The sequence below is a fragment of the Methyloglobulus sp. genome, from assembly GCF_040079455.1.
Lineage (GTDB): Bacteria > Pseudomonadota > Gammaproteobacteria > Methylococcales > Methylomonadaceae > Methyloglobulus.
In genome coordinates, this window is sequence record NZ_JBEBKJ010000009.1 from 23,547 (window position 1) to 36,092 (window position 12,546).

A 12,546-nucleotide genomic window follows, 5' to 3' on the forward strand; every position below is an offset into this window, starting at 1 on the left:
TGTAAAAAATGCCATCAGCTACTCAACTTAAGCCAACGCAATCTGCTAGCATTAGCAACCACCGTTAATGATGACATTGCCATTGCCGCCCCTGCTATCATGGGGTTGAGCAAAATACCAAAGACTGGGTACAAAACTCCGGCGGCGACGGGAATACTAATAGTGTTGTAAAAAAATGCGCCGAACAGGTTTTGTTTGATGTTCTTCACAGTAGCTTTGGATAAGGCAATGGCTTCAGGTACTTTCAGTAGCGATCCTTGCAATATAACCACGTCGGCACTTTCAATCGCGACATCCGTACCTGTACCTATAGCTATGCCCACGTCGGCTTGTGCTAATGCGGGTGCATCGTTAATGCCATCGCCTACCATGCCGACTATCTCGCCCTGCTGTTGTAATTCTTTGATAATGGTGGCCTTATCCTGAGGCAGTACCTGCGCTTTGACTTCGCCAATACCTGCCTGTGTTGCGATAGCTTGAGCGGTGATATTATTATCGCCAGTCACCATTATAATACGGATACCTAGCTTTTGCAGTTGCTGTACGGCATAGACGGAATCTTTTTTGATGGGATCTGACACGGCAATAATGCCGGCAATTGTATTATCAACGGCAAGCAACATGGGTGTTTGTCCTAAAGCTGACAATTCTGCGAGTTGTTCATCATAGTTCCTGGCATCAATACCTTTTAATTTCATCAAAGCGCGGTTGCCAAAATATACCGGTCTTTTGTTGATGGTCGCCACAACACCATGCCCAGCAATGGCTTCAAATTTTTGTACTTTTTCCAACTTGAGCTGTTTTTGCTCCGCGGCTGCCAGTATGCTTGCGGCTAAGGGATGTTCCGAACCCGATTCTATGCTGGCTGCCCAGGCCAACACAGAATCGCCATCAAATTTAGCAGCGTGCCTTACAGTTGATACGACAGGCTTGCCTTCAGTAATCGTTCCGGTTTTATCGAGAACAACGCAGGTTAGTTGCCCTGCTTTTTGCAGAGCATCACCTTGGCGGATTAATATCCCTGATTGCGCCGCCCTGCCGACAGCAATCATCACTGAAATCGGCGTTGCCAGCCCCAATGCACAAGGGCAAGCAATCACCAGCACGGTCATAGAAGTGACAAAGGCATAGCCCAGGGAAGGCACGGGGCCAAAATAATACCAAAGCGCGAAGGTTAATATAGCAATCAACACCACTATCGGTACAAACACGGCGGAGATTTTATCGACCAGACGGGCAATTTCGGGTTTACTGCTTTGCGCCTGTCTAACGCTATTAATAATCTGCGCTAAGGCGGTATCTCGTCCGATACGGGTGGCTTTAAACAGGAACGTGCCAGTTTGGTTGATAGACCCAGCGACAACTTCGCTGTCGACGGTTTTCTCCGCTGGTATAGGTTCACCCGTCAACATGGATTCATCGACAGTTGAATGCCCCTCAAATAACACCCCATCGACGGCAATTTTTTCGCCCGGCCTAACCCGCAACGTCTCGCCCAAACCGACTTCTTCGATGGGAATGTCAGTTTCTTTGCCATCCCGCATGACACGGGCGGTGCGCGGTTGCAAGCCGATGAGCTTCCTGATCGCGCCGGAAGTCCGTCCTCTCGCCATCGTTTCCAAGCCTGTTCCTAGGTTGATAAAAGCCAGAATGACGACCGCAGCCTCAAAATACGCATGTTTAGCCAATGACGGCAAAACACCTGAAAAATCAATCACAATACAGGAAAATAGCCATGCAGAACCTGTGCCCAAGGCGATCAGGGTATCCATATTGGCTTGCCCCATACTCAGTGCTTTAGCTGCGCCTTGATAAAAGTGCAAACCGGAATAGATCATTACCCCTAAGGTAATCAGGGCAATTTCCGGCCAAATCCAAAGTCCTGCTACCGAACCTATTTCGGGCAACCAGGCAAGATGCTCTGCCACCATAAGAAAAGTGCCGAAAGCCCCTGCTACTGCCGCTTTTTTCATCAAGCTGCGATAGTGTTGTCGTTCAAAAGCCTCTTGTTCTTCAGGATTTTCCATCCCTTCCATAACCGCAGCATCGTAACCTGCACTAACCACAGCCTGTTTCAATAAACCAGGGTCGGCATGGCCTTTGACCATCGCAGAATGATCGGCAAAATTCACACTGACCGACACCACTCCCGGCACAGTAGCCAATGCGCCTTCAACGGCACTCACGCAACCCGCGCAAGTCATACCCATGATGGATAATCTTGTTTCGTCTACTGTTACTTCGGCGGCTGGTTCTGTACTCATGGCTTCACCTTGATATTGTGAGAAATCAATCAGATATTGTCAACTACCGTATACCCTACGTCAGTAATTGCTTGTGCAATCGTCTTAAGGCTGGTCTGTTCTGCGTCGAATTCGACCTTAACCTCTTGACTTTTACTTGAGGCCATCACTGATTTTACTCCTGCCAAGGTCTTTAATTTCGTGGCGACATTGTTTTCACAGCCGCCACACTTCATGCCAGTTACTTTTAATGATGTGGTTTCAGTCATTTCTCATCTCCATAAGATTGTGTAAGGTATTTATATCACAACCCGTTAACAGCGGGTACTATGTTCACAAACAACTCTCTGGTAAGTAGCCATTGAATAACAACCTTCATTGTTGGTACGATTAGCCCTTAATTTTTCATTATTTAGACGTATGGAACTCAATACCCTTACCAATCAGACCATCGCACTGGCTGGCATTGCTCAAGTAGCCGTGCTGGTTCAGCAATTAGCTACCACTGGGACAGCCGACGAACAGGCGATGGAAGCCAGCATTGGCAGCATATTAAAAATAGATTCAGATGGGGTGGCTGATATTTATGGCGGCTTAGCCGGGTTGAAATTAGGCTTAGAACAGCTTGATGGCCAAATAACTGGCGATAAAGCCCCCAATCCTGAGCAGGCTCGTTATGCAGCGGCTATCGTGTTTCTAGAAAGAAAACTTTCTGACCGCAAAGACATGCTCAGCACCATACAAACCGGAATCGTTAAAGCGCAAGCGCAAACGGAACAGTTTGGCTTGTTACACGGCAATGTATTAGCCAATTTGGGGTCGCTTTATCAAAGCACAATCAGTACCTTACAGCCTAGAATTATGGTGAATGGTGAGCAAAGCTACTTAGGCCGACCGGATATTGCCAATAAAGTCAGAGCGCTGCTCTTGGCAGGAGTACGTTCGGCATTATTATGGCGGCAATGTGGTGGTTCACGTTGGAAATTTATTTTTTACCGTAAAAAAATTCAGGCAGAATTGCAGTATCTTTTAAAACGCATTTGATTTCACAGACCCAGCCATGAATATTGATGATATTAACAAAGTAAAAAATTATCTCCTCACCCTGCAAAATAGTATCTGCAAGGCTTTGGCAGATGAAGAACCGGAAGCGCGGTTTATTGAAGATCTATGGACACGCAGCGAAGGTGGTGGCGGAAGAACGCGGGTATTAACCAATGGGCAAGTTTTTGAGCAAGGCGGCGTAAATTTTTCGCACGTATCTGGCTTTAGCCTGCCGCCTTCAGCAACCGCTAAACGACCAGAACTTGCGAATCGGCAATTTCAAGCAATGGGGGTGTCGCTGGTTATTCATCCGCGCAATCCCTATATCCCAACATCCCACGCCAATGTGCGGTTTTTAATCGCTGAAAAAGAAAATGAACCCACCATCTGGTGGTTTGGTGGTGGTTTTGACTTAACACCTTATTATCCTTTTGAGGAAGATGTTATCCACTGGCACAAGACTGCAGAAGCTGCCTGCCAGCCCTTCGGCGATGATGTCTATCTAGGCTACAAAAAATGGTGCGACGAGTATTTTTACCTAAAACACCGCGATGAAACCCGTGGTGTCGGTGGCTTGTTCTTTGATGACCTTAATGAATGGGGTTTTGAACGTTGTTTTGCCTTCATGCAAAGCGTCGGCAATCATTACATCGAGGCTTATTTACCCATCATACAGAAACGCAAAGCGACTCCTTTTGGCGACAGGGAACGCAATTTTCAGCTTTATCGCAGAGGGCGCTATGTCGAATACAACTTGGTTTATGACCGGGGAACCCTGTTCGGCCTACAATCTGGAGGCAGGACAGAATCCATTCTAATGTCGATGCCGCCGATAGTACACTGGAAATATAACTGGCAACCTGAACCCAACAGCCCAGAAGCATTGCTTTATGAGCGCTATCTAAAGCCCCAAAACTGGCTGGCTAACTAAAAAACAATTACGGACAATAGGCGTAAGAGTTATGCCAATAGCATTAAAACAAGTTACTTTCCCGTTTCATTTGTAGAATCTTGCCGAATTTAGCAATGTCGCGCCAAACACCGATGCTTTGGGTGCGTAAACGCACTCTATACTTCGCTAACCAGTAATATAAAAGTTCAAACGACTGCTTACAAGCCTGTGTTTCAGCATGAAACCCTATGAACACTTAACTACAACTGGTTCTTTTTGGGCCGTTCCACACAAAACCCCATATTGCTTAAGGTTGTTAAGGAGGGTTGGCCGATATTCCGATTTTTTTTCGCAGAGATAAGCCTAACTTAATGTTTTTTATTGCATTATTCCCATCTTCTACCTGTACCAACCTGCAAAAATTCAGCATCTATTTCACAGTATGTAAATCCGGTTCAGAAGACGTATTAGAGTTTATGAAAAAAACGTCGTTAAGGAAAATAGGCGTTAAATCCGGCCTTCTTCGATAGCCTTAATAATGGGCGGTCATATTTTGCTTGGTAGTCGATACTCGGCAATAGTCAATTTTAGATGCGCTCATTTTCGGGGCATTATGTGCAAATAGGACGTGTGCATTTAATCAATTTCAAGTACAAACGCACAAATTATGACCATTTTTACGTGTGCAGCTAGGCCATGATCCAAATGTACAGCCATCTGCAATAAACCGATAATGAAAGCGTCGTATATTTTCATATTCGATGCTCCATTTCGAAAAGATGATGAAAAATACAATGCAAGTGATAGGACAACAAAGCCCAAGCCTTTTTGCTTTACGGACTTGATATGTCCCATTGATACCAATTTTGACTCAAGCCTAATCCTGAATTACAACGTCATTCACAACAACTTCAGGAGGTTTTATGGCCAGTAATGCTTTGGTGCAAAGGAGAATTTTCGGGATTGCCATATCAAGCCGGATTTAGTGCTTATATACCATAAATCGGATAACGATAGACCGCAACTGGTCAGGTTGGGTTCACATTCAGAACTGGGTTGGTAATATCAACCAAAAGCACAACGATCAAAGAGAATATTTTATTATCGTGGCAGGTCAGCAGGTTCACCGCCGGATGCCAAATCGGGCATATTGGGCGAACCCGCCCAATCCAACGGGTAAATACCCTGTGCCACAGCGCGGTGGAAAGTAGAATAAGGCCAATTCGCGACTTTTTGCACATAACCATGCTTGAATGGGTTGATGTGGCAATAATCAACATGGTTGGCATAATCACGGTCATCGCGGATAACGTGTTCCCAGAAACGTCGCTGCCAAATTCCGCGCTCACCTCGTGCTTTTCGCACCGCCGAACGACGTTCAGTAATTGGCAGAGCCTTAGAAAAACCTTGTTTAATCAGCCTCCAGCGATTGGCAAAGTCATCGTCACCTAGTGGCAACGTCCATACACAATGTAAGTGGTCTGGTAGCACCACCCAGGCATCAATCACGAAGGGGCGTTTGGTGCGGACATCCCGCACCACAGAACGTAAAACGTCGATATGCCGTACCAACAAGTCGTTGGGACAGCGTTCCAAAAGATTCACCGTGAAAAAATAGGTTCCGCCCGACACCCGGTATCGGCGATAGTCCGGCATCAATACACCTCAGCCCCAAGCAAATAAGGCATCATCATAGCCAAACACCAACCAAAAACAAACGAAACACCGAAGATTTTTTCGTAAGTTTGCGTAGGGCGCAATAGTGTAGCGTATTGCGCCAACAGGGGATGTACATCGTGCCGTCAGTGGTCGCCCAACATTCGGCGCAATACGCCTCACGGCTATTGCGCCTTACTGGTTATTTCTTGTCGCCATGCGTCGGAGACTACAAAATCTTCCTCATAATCCAGGCTTTCCAATAATATTTCGGCCACATAAGCCCGCAAAGCCGGTTCGAGCTTTAAGGCCTGTTCAGTGATGGTTTCAATGTTCATAGCATCTTCCTGAAAAAAATGGTTATCAAGGTTGGACGTTTTCAGCAACTCTACTATTGGTTTAGTAAAGAATAGTAGGATTTTATTGTCAGCCAAACAATAGCTTTCGCCAGTTTATTGCCATGTAAGGATTTTTTATTTGTTGATTTTTTGGGATTCTTTCAGAAAAGGCTGGCAATCCAAGCCGTCAATATCATCGCGGATGTCGGCGCATTCGGGCAGTCACGTAGGATGGATTAGACGCGCAAATACTCCAACTTCTATATACGTAAGAATTACCCGCGCGTCGTAATCCACCATTTCGACGGACATTGCAGTTGGCGGATTACGCCGCGCCCAAAGGTCAACCAAAAACCGATAGGACATATGTTTGCGCGGCTAATCCGCCCTACATTTAATCCGTCTTACGTCCTTTAAATCACCTTATTTGTTGATTTTTCGAGATTTTTTCAGAAAAGGCTGGCAATCCAAGCCGTCAATATCATCGCGGATGTCGGCGCATTCGGGCAGGGTGCAAAGTTTGCGGTCGATGTCGGTGAGTAGGACTTGATATTCCTTGTTTGTTTTTAGCTTATTATCCTCGTTTTGCAACCCTTGGTATTGCCCACGAAAACTGATTGCTGCAATAGACCGAAGTGGGGTTGTGCAAACTCCAGTTAATGCTGCCTTGGCAATTTCACTAGGAGCGTGGTAAAAATTTTGTTTTTTAGATATTTTTGGTTTAAAAAACGCGCCACCAAATGCGGTTGGATCTACTATCATGACCTTAAAAAAACTCACAGGGGGATTTATAAATAACATATCGATATTTCCAGATTTCGAAAAGACTGGAATGTGATTCCGTTCGCTATTAATGCCAAAACTGACCTCCTCAAATGATGTCTCATCCACAATAATCCCTGATAATTCGGCTGAATCAACGTTAGCACCTTTCAAGGATGCACCAGTCAAACTTGCGCCTTGTAGTTGAGCATTACCTAAATCTGCTCCAGTTAAGTTTGCTCCGTTTAAGTCAGCACCTATCAGATATGCAGAACTTAAATCTACCCCAGCCAAGTTTACATGGTCTAAGGTAGCACCTATCAGTACTGCTAAAGATAATAATGCATCCTGCAATTGTGTCATATTCAGAAAAGAAAATCGCAGATCAACTCCACTCAAATTAGCAGACCGTAAAATAGTATATTGTAAGTTAGCACCTTGTAGTCGTGCATCGCTTAGATCAGAGAACTCTAACTGAGCACCCTCTAAATCAGCGTTTTCGAGCTGCGCGTAATCCAAATGAACACCGTGCAGGTACGCATTCTTCAGATTAGAACCTTGCAATTGTGCGCCATTCAGATTAGCTCCTTCTAGCTTGAAATTTGATAATTGACTACGGGGTAGATTTTGGTCTTGCAAAATTGAAAATCGTAAGCTATCTAAAGCTGGCCTAAAACCTTTGCCCTGCTCATTAAAATACTTAACCCAGTCAGTTTGTCCAGCTAATTTTGCTTGGGTCTGCAAGGCAATGACATCATGCTTCCAGACCGAATCTGTGGGATTAATGGAAATACGTGGAAGCAACCATTCAATCGGCCTATCTAAAAGTTGGTGTGCAATCAGTAGAGTTATTTCTTTATGCCCATATTTATAAATATAATTTTTATAGGCTATCGGTTGTAGCCAAGATTGTACTTCCTCAACAAAAAATTCACTGCTCGTCCCGCCAATTAACCCCGTTAACACGGTTTCCAACAAGATCAACAAACCAAACACACCATGTAAACCATAACGAAAGCTATCGCGCAGAAAATACCAGGCTTTCTGCGGCCAACGGTAAGTACTTTTATTCTTAGAGTTTGGCTGTCCATTTTCCCGTACGGCAACACTAAATTTCCACACCAGGTAACTATCAATGACAAACAGCAGATAATGCCAGGCGGTGACCATAAAATCCTGCCGATCACTAAAACGAATCAGCAGCAACCCCAAGGTAATCGGCGCAAGGTTGTAACAGAGCAAACTATTGGCGATTTTCACCAGCCGTTGAAACTGGCTGCCCTGTTCCAAAATGGCATAATCGAACAGGAAGGGATAAATAAACTTGCGCGGCACTTGCCCACCCATGTGCGCGGCTTGCCATTGCATCAGTTTGTAATGATGGCTTTCCAAGTTTTGCAGAAAGTTAAAATGCAGGGCGATGATGAAGATCGGTACCACCACATAAAACCCGACCAACGGCACATTCAAATCAATCAGCGGTAGTTTTAAGCCGTCGGTAGATACCAGCAATTGTAAGTCCGTCGTGGAAAAGATGATGGCTTGCACATAAACCAACAAACCCAGATAGACGATAAAGAAATTGCGGTTTTTCTCCGAAGAGTTTTCGACGATTTTATCCAGCCGAGCGAGTTCGTCGGCTTTGGTTTGTCTGGCTCTTCCTGGAATAAGGGCTTTGTTGGGTGCGGTCATTGCGTTTGATTCTTTAACCCTGAAATAACAGGATATCGTTTAGGCTATTGATTTGGCTTTTTGATGTTTGAATCTTGCATATCCTGAGGCAGGGGCATCGATTCCTTCGGCTTCGCTCAGGGAACTTAATCGAAACACGATAACTTTCAAAAAGCTCCCTGAGCGAAGCCGAAAGGGGGTTAAAACTTCTTTGGACTAATTCTATCAGTTAAATACATTCTTCATAGAACATATCATATTAAATTTCAGCATGTTAGACTTTTTAACCAATCGCCAATAAACACCAGTTTCACTGCCATTTCGGCAAAAGAGCAATCCCATCCCACCCGGAGACTTCAAGCGGCTGTTTCCGGCATTAACTTTCTCAATAACGCGCCGATAAACTCAAGTTTTTGTTCTATGTCGGTAAATGATTTGACAAACCTTAACTTTTCAGTGCCATCAAATTTGTAACATTGCGCTTCCGTTTGAATCAACCTAATCAAGGCTTCGGCGTTGATATTGGGGGTAGATTTAAAAACAATTCGCCCGCCGCCAGCATTCGCATCAATTTTTTTAACGCCTAGCTTTCCTGCCTGTTGCTTTAATGCGGTTATGCTAAACAGGGTTTTTACCGGTTCCGGCAATAAGCCAAAACGATCAATCATTTCTATCTGCAATTCGCGTAAATCATCTTGGGTTTCGGTATTGGCGATACGTTTATACAGCACCAAACGGGCATGAATGTCGGGCAGATAATCTTCAGGAATTAATGCCGCTGCTTGTAGATCCACTTCCGGGCCGTAATCCATTGGGGCATCAAGTTCTGGTATCTTTCCTGATTTTAGCGCATTAACGGCGCGTTCCAACAATTCAGTATATAAGGTGAAACCGATTTCCTGAATTTGCCCACTTTGCTCGTCGCCCAATAACTCGCCTGCACCACGGATTTCCATATCGTGTGACGACAGCATGAAACCTGCGCCTAAATCGCCGGATTTTTCCACCGCTTCCAAACGTTTTACCGCATCACTGCTCATCAAGGCTTTGGGTGGCACGACGAAATAAGCATAAGCCCGATGATGCGACCGCCCCACCCTGCCCCGCAGTTGGTGCAATTGCGCCAAGCCCAGTTTGTCGGCACGGTTAATAATAATGGTGTTGGCACTGGGTATATCAATCCCGCTTTCGATAATGGTGGAACACAACAACAGGTTAAAACGCTGATGATAAAAATCCATCATGATTTGCTCAAGGTCGCGCTCTGCCATTTGCCCGTGGGCAATGGCTATCCGCGATTCGGGTATCAGGTTTTCCAGGTCATCCGCCATTTTCCTCATGGATTTAACATCATTATGCAGAAAAAATACCTGACCGCCGCGCTTGATTTCCCGCTGACAGGCTTCCTTAATTTGTGCGTCGACCCATTCACTAATAAAGGTTTTGATGGCATGACGGTTAGGCGGCGGCGTGGCAATAATCGAAATATCGCGCAGACCCGATAAGGCCATATTGAGCGTCCTAGGAATGGGCGTTGCCGTTAAGGTCAGCATATCCAAGGTATGCCGCATTTTTTTGAAGTGTTCTTTTTGGGTAACACCAAAACGGTGTTCTTCGTCGATAACCACCAAACCCAATGCTTTATAACGCAAATCCTTGGATAACAGCTTATGGGTTCCGATGACAATATCAACCTTGCCCTGTTCCAAATCGTCGGTAATTTCTTTTTGCCGTTTGGCCGACACAAACCGTGACAGCACTTCAACCCGCACCGGCCAATCAGCAAAGCGGTCACGAAAGTTTTGGTAATGCTGTTGCGCCAGCAACGTGGTTGGTACCAACACGGCAACCTGTTTGCCGCTTTGTACCGCAATAAAAGCAGCACGCATAGCAACTTCGGTTTTACCGAAACCCACGTCGCCACAAACCACCCTGTCCATCGGCTGTGGACTTGCCATATCTTCCAAGATCGCTTCAATGGCGGTTTGCTGGTCTGGCGTTTCCTCAAACGGAAACGCATCGGCAAAGGTGATATATTCGGCATCTTGCACAGCAAAGGCATGGCCTTTTTGCACAGCACGCTTTGCCTGAATTTCCAGCAATTCAGCCGCCACATCCCTAATTCGCCCGATGGCTTTTTTCTTGGCTTTTGACCATTGGTCGCCACCCAATTTATGTAACGGTGCATTTTCCGGACTGACACCGGTATATCGCCCTATCACATGCAATGACGACACCGGCACGTAGAGCTTATCGCCGCCGGCATATTCCAATGCCAAAAACTCAGCTGGTATACCGCCTACTGTTATTGTATGCAAACCTAGATAACGGCCTACACCATGTTCTTGATGTACAACCGGCGATCCTATCGTCAACTCATTCAGATTATTGACGATGTTTTCAAGCTCGTGTGCGGCTGAACGTCTACGCCTACGACGTTGCTGGATTTTTTCACCTGATAGCAAACTTTCGGTGATGATGGCAATGGCAGGATTTTCAAGCCATACTCCATGGTCCATCGGTGCTACGGTAATGCCGAGCAAAATGGCATCGGCTAAAAAAGCCTGCCAACTTTCTATCGGCTTAACAAGGATTTTGATTTGCCTTAATTTGTCGATTAAGGCTTCCCTGCGCCCAGCAGACTCAGCAACGAACAAGATTTTGCCAGTAGCTTCTTTTACAAACTGCTGAAGCCGTTGGGCTGGCTCGGATAGTTTTGCATCAATGGTTAAGTCGGGTAAATCCAGACATTTAAACGCACGGTTATCATTTAGTTTTGTGTTATCGACGGTAATACGGGCAAAATTTTCCGTTTTTTGCGCGACTTCTTGCGCTGATAAAAACAACAGATTGGGTGCAAGCAATGGCCGGTCAACATCATATTTACGTTGCTGAAAACGGTCTTCTGCTTCGCCATAAAACGCCTGAGCGGTTTGGTCAAAAGTCTCGGCTGTTACCATTACCGCAGAAGCAGGCAGGTAATCGAATAAAGTTGCAGTTTGCTCTACAAACAGTGGCAAATAATATTCAATCCCGCTCGGCGTAATACCCTTACTGACATCAACATACAACACGTTTTTAGGTGACGTTTCTGGAAAATATTCCCTAAAGGCTTGCCGAAAATGTTTGATAGCTTCATCGGTAAATGGATATTCGCGGGCTGGAAATAACTGGATTTCTTTGCACAGTTCTAAAGACCGCTGAGTTTCGGGGTCAAATGTGCGGATGGATTCAATTTCCTCATCAAATAATTCAATACGGAAAGGCACTTTACTGCCCATCGGGAATAGGTCGACAATCGAACCTCTAACGGCAAATTCACCATGTTGATAAACCTGAGATACACATTGGTAACCGACGCTTTCCAGCTTGATCCGGTTTAATTCCAGATTGAAATCCTCACCGATCTTCACCGCAAAACTGTTAGCAAGGACATGCTCTCTCGGTGCCAAGCGATGCATTAAGGTCGTCACCGAAACCACCAACGCGCCGCGTTTAACTTGCGGTAATAACGCCAAGGTTTTCAGCCGTTCGGAAATAATCTCCGGCAATGGCGAAAAAACATCGTAAGGCAGCGTTTCCCAATCGGGAAAATGCAAAATGGGGTATTCGTCGTGCAAAAAAAACGCCAGCTCATGCTCTAACCTTAAAGCCGTCTGGTTATCCGGTGTAACCACCACAAACAGGCGGTTTTCATTTTGGATAGCCGTAGCCAAAGCCAATGAATCACCACAACCGGTTAAGCCTGTCCAGGTGACTGTTTGATTTTTTGTTTGGGAAACTTTGGGAGAAAAAATAATTGTGTTATTCATGATGTAAGCATTTACGTACGTTCGGACACATTATCAGGATGAATGCACATAGTGCCATCAAGACATCAAACGTAATATAGAAACGGGACGCCAAATATGACGGTGTACCCTATCATCCCTCAAAATGT

The 12,546-nt window shown here is 45.4% G+C and carries 8 protein-coding genes and 1 pseudogene; 3 read left to right on the forward strand and 6 right to left on the reverse strand.

Annotation, left to right across the window (positions count from 1 at the left end; all coding sequences use genetic code 11):
• Positions 1–14: 14 nt before the first annotated feature.
• Both ABL924_RS03690 and ABL924_RS03695 read right to left on the reverse strand, forming a co-directional pair.
• Positions 15–2,264 carry a heavy metal translocating P-type ATPase gene (locus tag ABL924_RS03690; protein ID WP_349025720.1) on the reverse strand — a complete coding sequence of 750 codons (2,250 nt, stop codon included), beginning with the start codon at positions 2,262–2,264 and terminating at the stop codon, positions 15–17.
• Between the two features lie 29 nt (positions 2,265–2,293).
• A complete protein-coding gene (locus ABL924_RS03695) occupies positions 2,294–2,512 on the reverse strand; it encodes a heavy-metal-associated domain-containing protein (protein ID WP_349025721.1) in 219 nt (72 codons plus the stop codon).
• Positions 2,513–2,663: 151 nt separating this feature from the next.
• Here ABL924_RS03695 and hflD point away from each other — a divergent pair, with 151 nt between their 5' ends.
• From hflD to ABL924_RS03710, 3 genes and pseudogenes are all read left to right on the forward strand, one after another.
• Positions 2,664–3,287, forward strand: coding sequence for a high frequency lysogenization protein HflD (hflD, locus tag ABL924_RS03700; RefSeq protein ID WP_349025722.1), 624 nt, complete (start codon positions 2,664–2,666; stop codon positions 3,285–3,287).
• A gap of 16 nt (positions 3,288–3,303) precedes the next feature.
• Entirely contained in the window at positions 3,304–4,218 is a 915-nt protein-coding gene (gene hemF, locus ABL924_RS03705) for an oxygen-dependent coproporphyrinogen oxidase (RefSeq protein WP_349025723.1), read from the forward strand.
• Between the two features lie 916 nt (positions 4,219–5,134).
• A pseudogene (locus ABL924_RS03710) lies at positions 5,135–5,242 on the forward strand (type II toxin-antitoxin system mRNA interferase toxin, RelE/StbE family); the annotation flags it as partial.
• A gap of 38 nt (positions 5,243–5,280) precedes the next feature.
• Here the strand turns inward: ABL924_RS03710 and ABL924_RS03715 are convergent.
• From ABL924_RS03715 to mfd, 4 genes are all read right to left on the reverse strand, one after another.
• Positions 5,281–5,835 (reverse strand): transposase, encoded by a 555-nt coding sequence (locus ABL924_RS03715; RefSeq protein ID WP_349025724.1) that lies wholly within the window; start codon positions 5,833–5,835, stop codon positions 5,281–5,283.
• Between the two features lie 185 nt (positions 5,836–6,020).
• Entirely contained in the window at positions 6,021–6,173 is a 153-nt protein-coding gene (locus tag ABL924_RS03720) for an addiction module protein (RefSeq protein ID WP_349025725.1), read from the reverse strand.
• Positions 6,174–6,596: 423 nt separating this feature from the next.
• Positions 6,597–8,627, reverse strand: a complete 2,031-nt coding sequence (locus ABL924_RS03725; protein WP_349025726.1) for a pentapeptide repeat-containing protein — start codon at positions 8,625–8,627, stop codon at positions 6,597–6,599.
• 335 nt (positions 8,628–8,962) lie between these two features.
• The gene (gene mfd, locus ABL924_RS03730; protein WP_349025727.1) at positions 8,963–12,418 is read right to left on the reverse strand and encodes a transcription-repair coupling factor; all 3,456 of its coding nucleotides are present in this window, start codon (positions 12,416–12,418) and stop codon (positions 8,963–8,965) included.
• Positions 12,419–12,546: the final 128 nt, after the last annotated feature.

Excerpts from the sequence above, each read along its gene's own strand:
- ABL924_RS03690 (WP_349025720.1), bottom strand. The coding sequence starts at position 2,264 with ATGAGTACAGAACCAGCCGCCGAAGTAACAGTAGACGAAACAAGATTA.
- ABL924_RS03725 (WP_349025726.1), bottom strand. The coding sequence starts at position 8,627 with ATGACCGCACCCAACAAAGCCCTTATTCCAGGAAGAGCCAGACAAACC.
- hemF (WP_349025723.1), top strand. The coding sequence starts at position 3,304 with ATGAATATTGATGATATTAACAAAGTAAAAAATTATCTCCTCACCCTG.
- mfd (WP_349025727.1), bottom strand. The coding sequence starts at position 12,418 with ATGAATAACACAATTATTTTTTCTCCCAAAGTTTCCCAAACAAAAAAT.
- ABL924_RS03720 (WP_349025725.1), bottom strand. The coding sequence starts at position 6,173 with ATGAACATTGAAACCATCACTGAACAGGCCTTAAAGCTCGAACCGGCT.
- ABL924_RS03695 (WP_349025721.1), bottom strand. The coding sequence starts at position 2,512 with ATGACTGAAACCACATCATTAAAAGTAACTGGCATGAAGTGTGGCGGC.
- ABL924_RS03715 (WP_349025724.1), bottom strand. The coding sequence starts at position 5,835 with ATGCCGGACTATCGCCGATACCGGGTGTCGGGCGGAACCTATTTTTTC.
- hflD (WP_349025722.1), top strand. The coding sequence starts at position 2,664 with ATGGAACTCAATACCCTTACCAATCAGACCATCGCACTGGCTGGCATT.